The 17572-nt window shown below is 49.6% G+C and carries 15 protein-coding genes; 2 read left to right on the top strand and 13 right to left on the bottom strand.

The genetic code is table 11. The features are described 5' to 3' along the window. Positions 1–139: 139 nt before the first annotated feature. The 3 genes from LLU09_RS12460 to LLU09_RS12450 all read right to left on the bottom strand — a co-directional run bounded on the left by LLU09_RS12460 (position 140) and on the right by LLU09_RS12450 (position 2291). On the bottom strand, positions 140–319 hold the full coding sequence (locus tag LLU09_RS12460; RefSeq protein WP_228312019.1) for a hypothetical protein: 180 nt from the start codon (positions 317–319) through the stop codon (positions 140–142). Positions 320–452: 133 nt separating this feature from the next. Next, positions 453–1223, bottom strand: a complete 771-nt coding sequence (locus LLU09_RS12455; RefSeq protein ID WP_228312018.1) for a KinB-signaling pathway activation protein — start codon at positions 1221–1223, stop codon at positions 453–455. An 18-nt stretch (positions 1224–1241) separates the two neighbouring features. Then, positions 1242–2291 (bottom strand): Mrp/NBP35 family ATP-binding protein, encoded by a 1050-nt coding sequence (locus LLU09_RS12450; protein ID WP_228312017.1) that lies wholly within the window; start codon positions 2289–2291, stop codon positions 1242–1244. A gap of 250 nt (positions 2292–2541) precedes the next feature. On the opposite strand from LLU09_RS12450, the gene LLU09_RS12445 reads away from it, so the two are divergent. Next, positions 2542–3996 carry an alpha-amylase gene (locus LLU09_RS12445; RefSeq protein WP_228312016.1) on the top strand — a complete coding sequence of 485 codons (1455 nt, stop codon included), beginning with the start codon at positions 2542–2544 and terminating at the stop codon, positions 3994–3996. Between the two features lie 31 nt (positions 3997–4027). After that, on the top strand, positions 4028–5413 hold the full coding sequence (locus tag LLU09_RS12440; protein ID WP_228312015.1) for an alanine/glycine:cation symporter family protein: 1386 nt from the start codon (positions 4028–4030) through the stop codon (positions 5411–5413). Positions 5414–5449: 36 nt separating this feature from the next. Here the strand turns inward: LLU09_RS12440 and LLU09_RS12435 are convergent, their stop codons facing one another. The 10 genes from LLU09_RS12435 to LLU09_RS12390 all read right to left on the bottom strand — a co-directional run bounded on the left by LLU09_RS12435 (position 5450) and on the right by LLU09_RS12390 (position 17520). Next, positions 5450–6547, bottom strand: coding sequence for an NAD/NADP-dependent octopine/nopaline dehydrogenase family protein (locus tag LLU09_RS12435; RefSeq protein WP_228312014.1), 1098 nt, complete (start codon positions 6545–6547; stop codon positions 5450–5452). Positions 6548–6560: 13 nt separating this feature from the next. Continuing rightward, positions 6561–8117 carry an amidohydrolase gene (locus LLU09_RS12430; protein WP_228312013.1) on the bottom strand — a complete coding sequence of 519 codons (1557 nt, stop codon included), beginning with the start codon at positions 8115–8117 and terminating at the stop codon, positions 6561–6563. Positions 8118–8194: 77 nt separating this feature from the next. Further along, on the bottom strand, positions 8195–9001 hold the full coding sequence (gene proC, locus LLU09_RS12425; RefSeq protein ID WP_228312011.1) for a pyrroline-5-carboxylate reductase: 807 nt from the start codon (positions 8999–9001) through the stop codon (positions 8195–8197). A gap of 82 nt (positions 9002–9083) precedes the next feature. After that, a complete protein-coding gene (trhA, locus tag LLU09_RS12420) occupies positions 9084–9749 on the bottom strand; it encodes a PAQR family membrane homeostasis protein TrhA (RefSeq protein WP_228312041.1) in 666 nt (221 codons plus the stop codon). A gap of 53 nt (positions 9750–9802) precedes the next feature. Further along, positions 9803–10948 carry a UTP--glucose-1-phosphate uridylyltransferase gene (locus LLU09_RS12415; protein ID WP_228312009.1) on the bottom strand — a complete coding sequence of 382 codons (1146 nt, stop codon included), beginning with the start codon at positions 10946–10948 and terminating at the stop codon, positions 9803–9805. Between the two features lie 101 nt (positions 10949–11049). Next, entirely contained in the window at positions 11050–12351 is a 1302-nt protein-coding gene (locus LLU09_RS12410) for a pyrimidine-nucleoside phosphorylase (RefSeq protein WP_228312007.1), read from the bottom strand. A 17-nt stretch (positions 12352–12368) separates the two neighbouring features. Then, entirely contained in the window at positions 12369–13505 is a 1137-nt protein-coding gene (locus LLU09_RS12405; RefSeq protein ID WP_228312005.1) for a glycosyltransferase family 4 protein, read from the bottom strand. 16 nt (positions 13506–13521) lie between these two features. Beyond that, on the bottom strand, positions 13522–14670 hold the full coding sequence (locus LLU09_RS12400) for an NAD-dependent epimerase/dehydratase family protein (RefSeq protein ID WP_228312004.1): 1149 nt from the start codon (positions 14668–14670) through the stop codon (positions 13522–13524). 166 nt (positions 14671–14836) lie between these two features. Next, positions 14837–17062, bottom strand: coding sequence for a TRAP transporter permease (locus LLU09_RS12395; protein WP_228312002.1), 2226 nt, complete (start codon positions 17060–17062; stop codon positions 14837–14839). Between the two features lie 5 nt (positions 17063–17067). Beyond that, the gene (locus LLU09_RS12390; protein WP_228312001.1) at positions 17068–17520 is read right to left on the bottom strand and encodes a DUF1850 domain-containing protein; all 453 of its coding nucleotides are present in this window, start codon (positions 17518–17520) and stop codon (positions 17068–17070) included. Positions 17521–17572 lie beyond the last annotated feature (52 nt).

Raw genomic sequence — 17572 nt, 5'->3', positions numbered from 1 at the left:
CAAACTCTCCATAATTGGAAGTTCTCTGACTCCGTTGCGGTTTTACTTGTCGCCCAAGTGAATGCCGTAGCATTCGTTTTATCGGAATTAACGTTGACATATTGTCATTCAGTTTTCAATGTTCTCTGTTTTTGACTGCTTAATTATTGTAGCATTTGAGCAAGATATTTGCAACCACTTTTTCAATTTCTTTTCGGCTGCTTCGTTCGCTCTTTTGTGTTTCTCCGCCGTTTTCAGCGACTTCTCTATCGTACCATGTCGGCGTCTCTCTTGCAACCACTTTTTTAATTTCTTTTGAAAGTGATCTGCCGGTCAGCACTTGTTTTTGTCGTCTCTGTTTCAGCGACTTTCATATCATACCAAGCAGAGGAGCCAGGTGTCAACGCTTCTCCCCATTTTAAAGATGTAGTGTTACACAATATTAAAGAGGCAGTGCGCTACACTGCCTCTAATCACTTGCCATGACGGTCTTTCTGTCTTGTGCTGTTTTTATAATTCAATGCATTTCTTTTTTTGACCTGGGACTTTTCCTTGCTTTTCTGTGCCATCTGCTCGCGTTCCCTTTCAGTTCTCTTCTGTTCATTGATATCCGCCTTGGTGACCCTGCCCCGTTCTGCCTTCTCCTTTTCAGATGCTTCTATGTATTTCGGAAGCATCAGCAGCTGGAAAGCGTTACCGATGATCAGTGTAAAAACAGACCTGTATATCCATGATGTATCTTCTACGGTTATGAAGGGGATCAGCGTGACAGATGTCATGAATATCATATAGAAGAGTGCCGGAATGAAAAGCTGGGTGCCCGGCGACTCCCGGTCCTTCCAGCGGGCCACGATGAAGCCCGACACGATTACAAGGATCGGTATCCATATATAGTTCCATACCTGGCCGGCTTCAACACCAACCCTATAGAATCTGACATAAAACATGTCGAATACAGCGTACATGATAAGCAGTAGCTGCACGTAGGGCCATAGCTTTTTGAATATCCCCATGCCAAGCGGATGAAGGAATAGATATATGAAGAAAGCGACCTGACTGACTGTGGCGATCAGCAGCCCATAGCCGAGGAACCAGACCAGACCGGCGAAGAACTCACCTAACTGGCCCTCCAGCAAATAACGCGTTACGTTCTGGTATTCTGTGACCAGACTGACGATGGCCGTGACCACCATGCCAAGAAGAAGCGTTCTAAAATAAAACCTGACTAGGTATTTCGATGTCATACTATGATTCCTCCGCGCCTATTCGCTCTCTTTGATTACGTTATCTGCAATGCTTCTGTATATTTCACCGATCTTATGCTCTTTTGTATAGATGGAAGGTGCGAAATCCTTCTCATTCCATTCAGGCTGGCCGAGTGGCAACTGGCCGAGCAGTGGAGCCTGTAGCTCCTGCGCAAGCTTTTCTCCGCCGCCTTTGCCGAACACGTACTCTTTCTCATTCGTCAATTCACTCTCGAAGTAGCTCATGTTTTCGATTACGCCGATGATCTCATGATCTGTATGCTGTGCCATCGCACCTGCCCGTGCTGCTACAAACGCCGCCGTCGGATGCGGTGTCGTTACGATGATTTCTTTACTGTGCGGCAGCAGCTGATGGACATCCAACGCCACGTCGCCTGTACCCGGCGGAAGGTCAAGCAGGAGGTAATCCAAATCTCCCCATTCCACTTCATTGAAGAAACTGCTGATCATCTTGCCGAGCATCGGGCCTCTCCAGATGACCGGCGTATTCTCCTCAACGAAGAATGCCATGGAGATGACTTTCACACCGAAACGTTCGACGGGAATAATCGTCTTGTCTTCAATACCCGGCTTTTCAGTGATGCCCATCATATCCGGCACACTGAAGCCATATATATCCGCATCAATGATGCCGACCTTCTTGCCCTTTTCAGCGAGTGCGACAGCCAGGTTGACCGCAACGGTGGATTTTCCCACGCCGCCTTTACCGGAAGCTACAGCGATGAATTGCGTATCGTTATCCTTGAAACGATTTTCCACTTCGCTGCCTGAAGTACCGCGGTGCTTCTCTATCACCTCTTCATCCAGTTCATCAAAACGCAGTCCGACTGTTTCCGCTCCCGCCTCTTTCAGCAGATTGACGACTTTCATCTGCAGATCCAGCTGCTCCTGACCGCCGAGACGGCCGATTGCGACTTTGACGCTCACGTGGTTCTTTTCTTCCTTGATGCTGATTTCCCTGATGCCGTCCGTTTCCTTAATTGGCACATTAAGTATCGGATCATCTATATTCCCAACTATTTCTTCCACTTGTTCTTTAGTGACCATTTAAATTCTCCTTTTATGCCTAGATTCAATATTATCATGATAACATATCCGGTTATCTATAAAATAGAAAAGTGCCAAACACTTTGTGTATGCGTCCAAAGATTTCAATTTTATTTTATATGAGGAAAAACGGATACTTTGTATGTTATAATTATTTATATTTTCAGACTAATCATATGAAGTTTTTTGGTTACCTGCATTCCAAAATGGCTATATGTTGGATACCAGCTATAGAAAGGACGCTAACGATATGAATTTTACACTCATGCAGTATTTTGAATGGTACTTGCCGGATGATGGTTCCCATTGGGACCGCCTGAAGGATAGTGCCCAAGAAATCAAGGATATGGGGGTTGATGCGGTCTGGCTCCCGCCTCCGACCAAGGCAGACGACCCGTCCAATCAGGGATACGCGGTATACGATGTCTATGATTTGGGTGAATTCGACCAGAAGGGCGCAGTCCGGACGAAATACGGCACACGCGAACAGCTTGAGGCAGCGATAGCCGCATGTAAGGAAGCAGGCCTCCTCGTCTACATCGACCTTGTGATGAACCACAAGGCCGGCGGAGATGAGAAGGAGACATTCCAGGCGATAGAAGTGGATCCTGAAGACCGGGGAACGGAGATATCTGAACCCTATGACATCGAAGGTTATACACGCTTTACATTCCCGGGGCGCAATGGGAAATACAGTAAGTTCGAGTGGGACTTCACCCACTTCGTCGGAGTGGACTACGATGCCAAGGCAGATCGTACAAGTGTATTCAAAATCGTCGGGGAACATAAGGACTGGAGCGACAATGTCGATGATGAATACGGTAATTTCGACTACCTGATGTTTTCGGACATCGATTATGACCACCCGGCCGTCAAAGAGGAAATGATCGAATGGGGCAAGTGGCTCACCGATACACTCGATGTGGACGGTTTCAGGCTGGACGCAGTCAAGCATATCGACAGTAAGTTTATAGAAGAATTCATCAACGCGGTAACGGAGCATGCCGAACGGGATATATATTTCTTCGGCGAATTCTGGAATCCAGATGTCGAGGCCAAGGAAGGATTTCTGAAGGATGTCGAGTTTGATATCGATCTTTTCGATGTGAAACTCCACTACAATCTATTCGAAGCGGCCAATGAAAAGGAAAACTATGACCTGACACAGATCTTCGAAGGAACGCTAGTCGAGGAGAATCCATGGAATACCGTAACATTCGTCGACAACCATGATACCCAGCCCGGCGAGTCACTAGAATCTTTCGTGGCCGATTGGTTCAAGCAGTCGGCCTACGCTCTGATCCTCCTCAGAAGGGATGGGTATCCTTGCGTGTTCTATGGAGACTATTACGGCATCGACGGGGATTATGACAAGGAAGGCATGGCGATCGCGATAGACCCGCTGCTCCATGCAAGACATACCCGGGCTCTCGGGGAGCAGGAAGACTACTTCGACCATCCCGATACCATCGGCTGGGTACGGTTCGGTGAAGAAGACGTCGAAGGCTCAGGTTGTGCCGTCCTCATTTCCAATGGCCTGGAGGAAGGTTATAAAAAGATGTATGTCGGCGAATTGCATGCCGGTGAGGAATGGACGGACTTCACCGGGACCCGCCCGGACACGGTAACCATCGATGACGAGGGCTATGGTGAATTCTATGTCGACAGCCAGAGTGTCAGTGTCTATGCACTTCCTGAAGAATAGACTTAAAATCCTGTATTAGAGGAGCGATCATATGGAGACCATTACAGCAATATCTACTTTTTTGTGGGGTTATCCCATCATCATCATGCTTTTCTTCACAAGCGTCTATCTCACTTTCAGACTGAAATTCTTCCAGTTCGTCTATCCGCTCTATATCTTTAGACAGACTATTGGAAGAGTCGGCAAAAAGACGAAGGGCAAAGGGACCATAACACCTTTTCAGACATTGACCACCGCCCTCTCATCCACGATCGGGGCAGCCAACATCGTCGGGGTGCCTGTAGCCATCATGCTCGGCGGCCCCGGTGCGGTCTTCTGGATGTGGGTCATCGCCGTATTTGGCATGGCTCTTAAATTCGGTGAGACGGCCCTCGGCGTGCACTACAGGGAACAGAATGCAGCAGGTGAATATGTAGGCGGCCCTACATACTACATGAAGAATGGAATCAAATGGCCGATGGTCGGGAAAATCCTTGCCGCCTGGTACGCGACCTTCCTGCTTATAGAACTTGTTCCGAGCATCATGGTGCAAAGTAATTCAGTTGCCAGCACTATAGAGGAGTCTTTTGATTTCAGTCCACTGATTACCGGCATTATCATTGCAGTTACAGTAGGCATTGTCGTATTTGGGGGCGTCAAGCGTATCGGGAAAGTCACTTCCTACCTCGTTCCTTTCATGGCCGGCTTCTACATCATCGCAGGCATGATCATCATCTTCATGAACATCACTGCAGTGCCCGATGCCTTTGCACTCATCTTTACAGAGGCGTTCAACCCGACTGCCGCACTCGGTGGTGGGGCCGGAGCTGTACTTGCAGAGACGATACGCTGGGGCTTTGCCCGTGGCATCTACAGCAACGAAGCCGGTTTGGGTACCTCTCCGATCGCCCATGCGGCAGCCAAGACCGACCACCCGATCCGCCAGGCTTTCTGGGCTGTCATCCAGATTATTGTAGATACTCTGATCATCTGTACGATTACAGCCCTCGTCGTCATCATGACAGGAGTATGGCAGGATAATGATGCTCATGAAGACAACGTCAGGGAAGCTCTGACAGCTCGTGCCTTTGGAGAAGCCTTCGGGCCGATAGGCAACTCGGTCGTCTCCCTTGCGCTCGTCATCTTCGTCTTCTCTACAATTACAGTAGTCGTCTTCTATGGCGCCAGACAGGCGGAGTATCTTTTCGGACTCTGGGCAGGCACGGTGATGAAAGCTGTCTATGTTGTATCCATCGTCATCGGTGCAATAGGCGGTGCCACAGTACTCTGGGCATTCCTGGACTTGACCCTGTTCTTTGTCATACTTCCAAATATAATAGCGGTCATATTGTTGTCACCGAAAATTATTGAATTGAAGCGCGAGTTCTTCAAGTCTGATGATTATTACCAAAAGGATATACGGGAAGAGAATTCCTAATGAAAAACCCTCTGACATCTGTCAGAGGGTTTTTTGCTAATCCCGTGTATGATTGTATTTCATGAGTTGGTTCAGCTGTTCAGCATCCGTTTTTTCTATGCCCAGCTTGCCCAGTGTAACGCCCTGCTTGAAGTAGTCACGACCAAGCAGCACACCCGTCAATGTGATGACAGCATCCATCACAGGTGTTTCAACTTCCACCATATCCGCTATACTGGCCCATAGCACCAGACCGTTGGATACATCTTCAGTTACATAACGGTTCTCCAGATTCGTCGGTCCGACAATATCCTGCAGCACTTTGGAGCTGTTGTACTGCTCGAGCAGGCTCATTCCATCTTCGAAATAGCCGCTCCTTACACTCCTCTCGGATTTCGAAAGGGCCTCAAAGCCCAACGCCCTGCATATCGCCTGCCGTTCCTCGTCGATGCGGTGGATGACATTCACTGTATGCTCAGTGATGCCTTCCTTATATAGATAGAATTCGTCTCCGGCATAATCAATTCGCCCTGCATTCAATATGGATGGTCCCGGATGGCTTTCCGGATTGCCGTTGTTGAGTGTCGTCTCAAGGATATTTTCCGCTGGTTTAAGGTGATCATACATCCGGTTGAACACTTCGAGCATCTCTTCTGTATGTCGGGAAGGGTAGGCTGCAAACAAATTGTGTTTGTTGTAGGCAATGAGCTGCGCCTCATTCTTTTCGGGGAAGTACCGGGAAGCATAGGTGAGGGACATCGTTTCTCCCACTTTGACGTCCACGTCCGCCTTCATATTGTGCAGTACACGTTTGAAGCGGATACTGCACATTGCACTTGCGCTGTTGATCAGAATGTACTGGCCGTCTTCGAGATGGGGCGCAATATTTTCTGCAACGGGTTCGATGGCGGTCGATGGTATGGCAAGCATGAGTACATCCTGATCATGGACCGCTTCAGCGACTTCCCTCGTGAATTTGTGTATCTTGACTGGGGAGCCATTAAAATTGATTTCCCCCGTCTCTTCAATTTTGCTCAAGTCCCTGTCTGACTGTGGTGATTGGTACAGAGTGACCGTATGTCCTCTTTCAGTCATATCTGCAGCAGCCGTGATGCCACCATGCCCTGCACCAAAAATGCTGATCTTCAAACCCATCAAATCCCTCCTTCTAATTATTTGATTCGTAGACGGTGGTGCCGTCAATTATTGTCTTCTCCACTTTTGCTTCAAGCAGTTCATCCGCTTCACATGTCATGACATCCTTGTCGAAGATTGCGAAGTCAGCGTAATAACCGGGTGCAATAAGCCCGGCCTTATCTTCCTTGTTGATGATTGCTGCAGCATTATGTGTATACATCCTGAACGCGTCATATCGACTGATGCGTTCATCTTCATTATACACGCCCGACGCTCCCCTGCGGGTCACCAGTGTATGGATTCCGAGCAAAGGATCTACATCTTCTATCGGTGCATCGGAGGAGCCTCCAAGCAGAAGACCGTGCGTCTGCATGGTGCGGAAAGCATAGAGATACTCCATCCGCTCCGATCCAAGATAGGATTCGACCCACGGCATGTCGGATGTCAGGAAAGTCGGCTGTACATCACAGATGAGGGGGAGCTGTGCCATCCTGTCGATCAGTTCTGCACTGAGCAGGCTGCAGTGGATCAGGCGGTCATGCCTGCCTTCCGGGACGGGATACTTCTCGATTGCATCGACCACCAATTCGCATGCCATATCCCCGATGACATGGACCGCCACCGCATCTCCATTGGCACGGGCTTTCCTGACCAGTGATTCGAGGGCTTCGACCGAATGGATCTGGATGCCATGATCATCCGTTCCTTCATATGGTGCTTTTACGAGGGCGGTTTTGCCTCCGAACGCACCGTCCATAAATAGTTTCATTGCGTCTTTTTCGACCCAGTCGTCCTTGAAGGACAGTTCATCCTCAATCATTTCGTCATAGACCGCCTCATGCCTGAGGAGATTGACCCTGAACTTCTTCCTGTCTGGACCAAGTGTCTTCATATACGCTTCATATGGCAATTGGTAGGGGCCATAATATGACATGTCCTCCGTATGGACAGTCGTGATCCCGTAGGTATACAGATGCTCCACTGCCGTTTCGATGTCCGCACTCAGCGACTCCACGTCATCATCGACTGTTGCCGCCCTAAGGGCTTCGAACGCCTTGTCGTAGGCCCATCCTGTCAGGTTTCCCTCTTCATCGCGTTCGTAGTATCCCCCTTCGGGATCCTCTGTTGAACCATCCAGTCCCAACACCTCCAGCCCGCGAGTATTGATTAGGCCGGCATGCTGGCAGACCCGGGTGACCAATGTCGGCTTGTCGGTCAATGCATCCAGTTCGTCATGCGACATACGGTATTGGTCCGGGAAATTATTTTCATCATATCCAAGTATCAGGTTCCATTCATGTGTCGACTCAAAATCATTGATCAGACGCTTCATTTCTTCTATATCCTGCACTTCATGAAGCGCGAGGGATTTCAGCTTCTTCCCCAGCATGATCAGGTGCTGGTGGGTATCTGTAAGGCCGGGAAGCATCGTCTTTCCACCAAGGTCCACCAACTGGTCCTCCCTGCCGGCCAACTCCGCCTTTGAGCCTGTCGCAAGGATACGGCCGCCCTCTTCGAGTACAGCCTCTACAGTATCCCCTGCTGCTTTCATCGTATGGATTATACCGTTATGATACAGTATCTTCACTTTACTCCTCCTCACAAAAAATGCTTCATATACATCATATATGAAGCATTCCCCTTCTACACATTTATACTCTGATGCTAGTCGTCATCCTGACTCAATTCTTCACTCCGGTTTGCTGCAGCATTCAATGTCGCAGTGAGTATCTCCTTGATGCCCTCGCCATCCAGTGCATTCAGTCCCGCTTCTGTCGTACCGTTCTTTGAGGTGATGTTCTTCCTGAGCTGACTGAACGGCAATTCGGACTCCTCTACCATCTTACCGGCTCCGATCACAAGGTTGCGTGTCAGGAACAGCGCCTCTTCCTCATCGAATCCGAGCGCCATCAGGCTCTCCGCATATTTTTCGTATATATAGTACAGGAAGGCTGATCCGGAACCGGTTGCCGCAGTGATATTATGCATGACGCCCTCTTCCACGACCACAGTCGTACCGAAGCTTTCCATGAGTTCGACGAGTTCATCCTTATCCGGGAAGTTTTCGGAATACGTGATTCCGCTCACCGAATGCTGGACCATCGCATTTGTGTTCGGCATCAGTCTTGCAATCGGATTTTCAGTTCCCAGCTCACGCCGGATCGTCTTGATTTGGGTTCCTGCCATAACCGATACGATTTTTGTCTTTTCCTCAAGATGCGGACGAATTCTTTTGGCAACATCCGGAAAGCTCTGCGGCTTGCTTGCCAGGATGACATAATCTGCATCATCCAGCAGTTCTACATCGTCATATGAAACGTTGACACCCAGGTTCTCCTTGAAGAACATGATCTTTTCCTTCTGGCTTCTGCTCGTCAGGTAGATCTGATCCGGTTTCACAACGTTATTCTCTATCATGCCAATGAATATGGCACTTGCCATGTTTCCCGCACCGTAAAAGACAATTTTCATCGAATCAACTCCAATTTTGATTTTAACAACAGTACCTATCATAACAAACTGAATAAAAAAATCAAAAACGAATATCTATTCATCAATGGATATAGAACACTATGCCCACGTAGTGCAGGAAGCTCGCTGCAACGATGAAGAAATGCCATATCATATGAAAGTACTTCCGCGTCTTCTGGGCATAGAACCATGCACCGACGGTGTAGCTCACTCCGCCCAGCACCAGCATGAGCAGGAACATCCAGTTGGTATTGTTGAAGATATGCGGGAAGAAGATGACCGCCATCCATCCCATGACCAGGTAGAATCCGAGACTCACCTTGCTGTTCACCTTCGGGCTGAGTACTTTATACAATATCCCGAAGACAGCGGCTGCCCACTGGACGATGAGCGTAACCACCCCCCATGTGCCGCCGATGACCGACAGGGCAATGGGTGTGTATGTCCCCGCAATGGCGACATAGATCAGACTGTGGTCCAGAAGGCGCATGATGTACTTATGCTGGGTATTGTGCGCCATCGAATGGTAGAGCGTCGATGTGAGGAACATGAGCAGGATGCTGATGACATATACCGATCCCCCCACCGCATGCATGGTGCCTCCCTGCACATACATATAAACCGAGGTGAACGGCAGCAGTCCGATGAAGATGAGTGCTGCTACGCCATGACTCACACTGTTCCCCACTTCCTCTCCGAAGGACAGGGGGACGATATGTTTCAGGGAGCCGCCGAGCTTCTCGCCCATCCCCTGCTTCTTCCAATACAGGTTCTTGGGAGGCTCCTTCTGGCGGACGAACATCATATCAGCCCTTCATCCGTAAGATCTCTATAGGCAGTTTCGACGCTGTCCTTGCCCATTTTGTTCTTGAGCGGAGAAAACTCCCCTTTGCGGTCCACCTGGAGGGTCATATGCGTCTTTGCATGACGGAAAGCATCAAAATAGAATTTCTCGAACTTGAGTCCTTCCTCTTTTACAACCCTGAGGGTTTTATTCATATGTTCCAACTTCTTCAGGGCCAGATGATAGGGCATCCTGACATCTGCTGCCTTCTCGAGGAAGCCGGTACTGAACACATGGATGCCGATGTTCCCATTCTTGAAGGCATCCCCCTCCCCCTCAGGAAGTTCGGTATACTCGACCACACTCTTCTCCCCATCGACCAGGCACAACCGTCCCACACTCTCACCCGGCTTTGGGGTGATGGATTTCGATGTCACTTCATTATCATTTTGGATATGAAGACCGACCAGCAGTGGGTCCGCCACCTTCACTACAACATTATCCACATTGTTCATGAACACATGGGCGATCCCCCTCGATTTCATATCATCGAGCATACCGCTGTGCTTCAGTGCACCGAATATTCCGCCGTTGCCATTCGGCGTCAGCATGATGTCCTTGCTTTCATCGATCAGCAGCTCCCCCTCCTTGGACAGGGCCGGGAAGTGCTCCTGCCTGAAGAAGTGGATATTTTCAGGCGCCAGTCCAAAGTGGTCGTGATCCTCAAAAAATTTGAGCGTCTCTTCATGATTTATATCGCTCGTCATGATATACCACTGCAGTGGCGTCTTCACCTTTTCTTCAAATGCCTGAAGTTGGGCTGCCTGAAGTTCAAAAAGGGAGCGCCCTTCAAAGGAAAAGGTTCCCTTCGGTCCTTGATGCTCAAGGCGTGTCCCCTGTCCTCCGGCCATCAGGAGAACAGCCACCTGCCCTTCGGCCATCGCCTGATATGCCATATCCTCAAGCATGTCCCTTTCCAGCTCCGCTGGTGTCACGAAGGGCACTTCTTTGATCGATGACATATCCACATGTTTCGGGTTCAGGTAGACATTTTCGTAAACTGCCTTAATCTCGTCGGTGTCGAGTGTCTGATATTGTGCGTCAAGCTTCTCCTGGTAACTCTTCTCCAGCAGTTCATATTGGGGTATCCAGTCTGTAATCATTTTCGGCCTCCACAAATCTTTTCCTCCATTATAATGCAAATCAGCAATGCTGTAAAAATAAACGGGGACACATGAAAAAGGCTCCCCCCGGGAGCCTTTTCCTATTCTGTAATGACCTGTTTGATCAGTTCGATTTTATTTTCCTTATTGCCGATTCTATAGTTGTCGAGTATCTTCTGCTCGACTTCCTTGATGTCTTCGGAGTTGCTGTGGATTACAGCAAGCGTGTCGCCCTGCTCTACACGGTCACCGACCTTCTTCTTCAGCACAAGACCGACGGCAAGGTCGATTTCATCCTCTTTCGTCTGACGACCTGCACCCAGCATGGCAGAGGCAATGCCGATTTCCTCAGCTGCAATTTCCTCGACGAAGCCGCTCTCTTCAGCCTTCACCTCGAACTGGTATTTGGCCTGCGGCAGTTTGGATAGATCATCAACGACAGAGGCGTCTCCGCCCTGATTGTTAAGGAATACTTTGAACTTCTCGAGTGCCTCGCCATTATCGATGACGGCACGCAGCTTTTCCTTTGCTTCATCAAGCGATGAAGCGGCACCGCCGAGCACAGCCATCTGTGCCCCGAGTTCAAGGCAGAGGGCAGTGAGGTCTTCCGGCCCCTCACCTTTGAGCGTGTCGATGGCCTCCTTCACTTCCAGAGCATTGCCGATGGCGTAGCCGAGGGGTTCCGACATGCTTGAAATGATGGCCATCGTATTGCGTCCGACATTGTTTCCGATGGAAACCATCGCACGCGCCAATTCGACCGCATCCTCTTCATCCTTCATGAACGCACCATCACCCGTCTTTACATCAAGTACGATGGCATCTGCACCGGCTGCAATCTTCTTGCTCATGATGGAGCTTGCAATCAGCGGTATGGAGTTGACGGTTGCCGTGACATCCCTGAGTGCATAGAGTTTTTTATCCGCCGGTGTCAAGTTTCCGGATTGGCCGATGACTGCGACCTTATCGCGATTGACGATATCCGTGAATTCCTGCTCAGTGATTTCGACATGAAAACCATCAACTGCTTCCAGCTTATCGATGGTCCCCCCGGTGTGACCGAGCCCGCGGCCGCTCATCTTTGCTACCGGTACATCCAGTGCTGCAACGAGTGGTGCGAGTACGAGCGTCGTTGTATCGCCGACACCCCCTGTCGAGTGCTTGTCGACCTTCACGCCTTCGATTGCCGAAAGGTCGATCTCATCTCCAGATTTCACCATGGCCATCGTCAAGTTCGCACGCTCTTCCTGGGTCATATCATTGAAGAAGATCGCCATCAGCAGACTGGAGACTTGATAGTCCGGAATGTCCCCATCCGTATAACCTGTAATGAAATGTTCTATCTCTTCCTTGGATAACTCTCCGCCATCACGCTTTTTGGCGATGATATCTACCATGCGCATAACCATCTTCCTTCCCTTTACATATTTCTGCTGCCTACAGAGTGCCTGTCCCGGGCTTCCATATAGAAGTCGATCAGGCGTTGGGATGTTTTATCCCAGGCATAGTCCAACGCTTCGTTTCTGGCATTCCTTCTCATCTTCTCGATTTTCTCTTCATCTTCAAGCACGGCCACTGCCTCCATCATGCTGTCGAGATCTTCATTTTCATAGAGCATGCCGGTCACACCATGTTCCACCTGTTCATTCGTCGGTCCACTCTTGGCACCGATCACCGGCAGGCCTGAAGCCATCGATTCGAGAATAACCAGCCCCAGTGTCTCGGAGACCGAAGGGAAGATGAAGGCGTCACCGGTGGCAAAGGCTTTGGACAGCTCTTCGCCGTGGATGAAACCTGTAAATACTGTATTGGTTCCTTTGAACCGCTTCTCGATATCAGAACGCGCCGGCCCGTCACCAATGATTGCGAGGCTGATGTCAGGACGCTTTTCCAATAAGGGCAGCAGTTTGTGGATCTCCTTCTCTACTGCTATTCTGCCGATGAACACCAGCAGTTTATTGGAAGGCTTCCCTCCCGTCAGCCGTTCCCTCATCTCCTCGTCCCTGTAGTCAGGATGGCGGTGGATGACATCTACACCACGCGGGATGATATCCAGCCGTTCAATGCCCTGTGCAGCCAGTTCATCATGGATGGCTTTTGACGTCACCAGGTTGAGGTCCGCATTTTTGTGGTTGCGTTTGATGTACCACCAGAGGAGTGGTTTTGCCGGTTTGTAGACTTTGTAGTAGTCGAGGTATTTCGGCAGATGTGTATGATAGGAGGAGACCAGGGGCAGGTCCAGTTTCTGAGCGGCTCTTACTGCGCTTGTTGCAAGCAGCACCGGATTGACTGCATGCACAACATCCGGCTGGAATTTCTTCAGCTCACGATATACTTTCCGGGAAGGGAAGCCCCATTTGCGGTATCTGTAAAAAGGGAAAGTGATCGGCTTTACGCCGACCACTTTCGCACCTTTATAATCATATACTCCAAGATCTGGGGCAATGACCAGGACTTCGTGACCTTCCCGTATAAAGTAGTCTATTGCTTTTGTCAGTCTCGTCACAATTCCATCCGTCGATGGGAGAAATGTTTCTGTGACAATCGCTATCTTCATACGGTTCTCCCTTTCCCTACTTCCAAGTCACTTTCGGAAGGACATTGTCAACAATGATGCGGTCCTTATGCTCGAGAGCTTCCTGAAGGATTTCCTTGAGCACATCCTGAGTGAGCAGGTAAGGTTCCAAGCCCAGGTCGATCAGGTTTGTATTGACCGCATTATAGTAGTGGTCCTCATTTTCAATACGTGGATTTTCTATATTCTTGATAGATGCTTCGATATCAAGGTCTTTTGCAGCCTGCTTCGTCTTTTCGGCAAGCTCCTGCACGGAGAAGGATTCAGTGAACTGGTTGAACACCCTGAACTCACCCTGGTCTGCAGGATTTTCAGCGGCAATTTCAACACAACGCACTGTATCTTTGATGTTCAGGAAGGCACGTGTCTGGCCGCCTGAGCCGTATACCGTCATATCATGGCCGATTGCTGCCTGGATAAGGAAGCGGTTGAGTGCCGTACCGAATACCCCATCATAGTCCAGACGGTTCGCAAGGATAGGGTCCTTCTTCGTTTCTTCGGTATTCAGACCGTAGACGATACCCTGGTTGAGGTCTGTTGCACGGATGCCCCAGATTTTGCACGCGAACATGATGTTATGTGTATCATGCACTTTTGTAAGGTGATAGAAAGAGCCCGGCTGTTTAGGGAATGGCAGCGTGTCTTTCCTTCCTTTATGTTCAATCTCGATATAGCCTTCTTCAATATCGATGTTCGGCTGTCCGTATTCACCCATTGTGCCAAGTTTGATCAGGTGGCAGTCCGGCTCGAATTCCTTTATTGCATAAAGGACATTGAGGTTGCCGAGTACGTTGTTCTGCTGCGTATATACCGCATGCTTGCGGTCAATCATGGAGTATGGCGCTGAGCGCTGTTCAGCAAAATGAACGAATGCCTCTGGTCGTTCATTCTTGAATACAAGACTCAGGAAATCATAATGGTTGAGGTCGCCTTCATAAACTTTGATTTCTTTGCCGGTGAGCTCTTTCCACTTATCCACACGCTCCTGGAGAGAAGCGATCGGTGTTACGGAATTGGAGTGCAATTCGTTGTCGATCTCACGTCTCACCAAGCTGTCCACGATGGTCACATCATGGCCCTTCTCGGAAAGATACAGGGCTGTCGGCCATCCACAGAAGCCGTCCCCTCCTGCTACTATAATTCTCATTTGAAAATCCTCCGCTTCAAGTGTTATTTACAATATTCGCAGTATACCGCTAGTATACAATGCCTATTATAAAGATATTTGCATCAGGGGACAAACTTTTCTCATCAAATCGTGTAATTGCCCCCAACAAAAATACAGGCGGGAAATTGATTCCCGCCTGTTCTCATCAAGCCGTCTGTGTTGCACGTTTGTTTTTCCTTCTTTTATAGAGCTGGAACAGCACCAGCAATACAAACAGTCCAATTGCAATGCCGTCCGTAACGAAGTCACTCTGGATGAAGAGCAGGGCCGTGGCCACTGCAGCCACCCTTTCAATGATGTTGTAGGGGGTGAACATGTAGTTCTGGATGAATGAGGCAAATGTCGCCATGCCGATCGCAGCCGTGATGACTGCCCATGTCATTTCAAGAGCAGTGGCATCAGTGATCAGCAGTATGGTCGGATTGATTGCGAACATGAAGGGCAGGAGCAGGGCGGCCGAGTCGTACTTGAAGCCCTGGACTCCAGTCCGTATCGGCCCTGCATTGGCGATCCCTGCCGTGGCGTATGCCGGCAGGTTGATTGGTGGGGTATCATCTGCCAGAACCCCATAGTAGAGGACGAACAGGTGCGCGACGATGACCGGCAGGCCAAGGTCAGTAAGGACCGGCGCAATGACTGCGGCCAGCACGACATAGGTTGCAGTCGTCGGCAGCCCCAGACCAAGCAGCAGACAGGCAAACACGGTAAGCACCAATGCAATGTATATCTGTGTATTATCTGTAATCATGAAATTCGGCAGCCAGCCTTCGATCGTATCGGAAAACTCGATGACGATGCGTGTGAACTTCGTGGACAGGCCACTCGTTGTGATGACACCGATCAGTATGCCTGCCGTCGCACAGGCGACGATGATGCTGAGCGCATTCCGTGATGCAGTATCGAATCCCTCCATCAGCTCTTTAAAACCATATTCAGACTTCACCTTTTCCTGCTTCATGGAGCGCTGGAAAAGCCCAAACAGCAGGGCGACGATGATGCCGCCCAGCACCATCGTGAAGATCGAATCCCTCCACCTGATGGTCTGGTTGTTGAAGACCCGTGTTCCGAATACATCATTCAGCGCTACAAGGCCCTGGTTGAGGTATCCAATCAGATATTGCATTGCAAATGTCGCCGCAAGCAGGATTGCCGCGTATAAAATCGCTCTTCCCAGCCGCTCCTTGAATCGGTAGGTGAAAAGTGCAATGACTATCATTGCCAGAATGGAATAGAATGCAGACGCATTGACTGAGGCCCGCTCGATCACAAGATAGTAGAGTAGTATCAGTATCGGCACCAGCATGTACCCTTGGGTCATGATCAGCTTGCGCGCTGACTTCATCTCCGACTTTTCCATACCGGAAATGCCGTGCTTACTTGCTTCGAAGTGCACCATGAACAGTATCCCCACATATGCAAGCAGCGCAGGGATGAATGCACTTTTGATGATTTCATAATAGGGGATGCCTGTAAATTCCACCATGATGAAAGCCGCTGCACCCATGACCGGCGGCAGGAACTGTCCACTTGAGGAGGCGGCAACTTCGACACCACCCGCAACATGAGGGGGGAAGCCTACTTTTTTCATCAGGGGGATGGTAAATGTACCCGTCGTCACTGCATTCGCAGTTGAACTGCCGGAGATGCTCCCCATCATACCGCTTGCCACGACGCTTGCTTTAGCAGGTCCGCCTTTAAATTTTCCGAAACCGCGTATCGCGAGGTCGATGAACATCTTGCCGGCTCCGGTCGACTCCAGTATGGCCCCGAATAATATGAAAATGAAAACGAATTGGGCGGATGCATAGATCGGCGTGCCGAATATGCCGTTGCTCCGATAGACGATTTCGTAGACGAAACGGGAGAAGTCCCCACGGTTATGGTAGAAATCACCAGGCATGAATTCGCCGAGGAAGAAATACCCCATGAATATCACAGCAATGATGACGAGTGGCAGACCCACTACCCGTCTCGTAGCTTCAATGACGAACAGTATGAACAACGTCCCGATAAGCAAGTCGATTTCTGTTGGTCTGGCAGACATGATTTCCTGAGCGTCCTGCCTTTGTATCAGATATACACCCATACCGAATGAAATGATGGCCAGCAACAGATCGTACCATGGAATCGTACGTTGGTTGAGTCCCTTCTTGATTGGAAAGATCAGGAACACCAACACCATCCCCAGCATCAGGTGGATGACCAGAAAAGTGCGCGAGCCGATGCCTGGCAGACCGAAACCTGCAACATACATATGGAACATGGCGAGCGCGACGCCGATTGCGCTTACCATCATCGCCGTCTTCCTTCCTAGGTCCCGGTCACTGCCCTCCAGTTCCTGTATTAATTTCTTTTGATCCCTATCCTCCACCATCTTCACCTCCTAAAGTAAGTCCGGACCACTTCGATCTCCAGATTCCTACCCTTATACGGTAGGTCCGAAATAGTTATCTCCTCGCCACCAATCCGGACATGGTGCGGAAACACTGCAGATGGCCTTACTCTGAGCGTTCCGCCATGCACACGTCTATTGATATTTTTGATGACGAATTTTCCGTCCTTCATTTCAACTTCCTCACCCTCGTAGGGCATCCCCGCCCCAAAAGATTCTGTGTGACTCTCCATCGTATAGATATCGGTATTCCTGACTTCAAACACCTCAGTCACAGGGGAACGCTCCACTGAATGTATGTAGTCTACAGAGAACCGTTCACCCTCTTCTACAGTGGTGGAATATAGCACTTCACCTGTCTCCATATCGGAAACCAACAAATATTCCGGACGCAGTATGTACAATAGAATGGCGGCACCCACTGCCAGAATCCCCATAAGGGATAAAAAGACATTGCGTCGCTGCAATGTCTTTTTACTATACCTTTCA

It is taken from the genome of Salinicoccus sp. RF5 (assembly GCF_020786625.1).
Classification (GTDB): domain Bacteria; phylum Bacillota; class Bacilli; order Staphylococcales; family Salinicoccaceae; genus Salinicoccus.
Note: the sequence above shows the minus strand (reverse complement) of the source record. Positions and strands in the feature narration are given on the sequence as shown.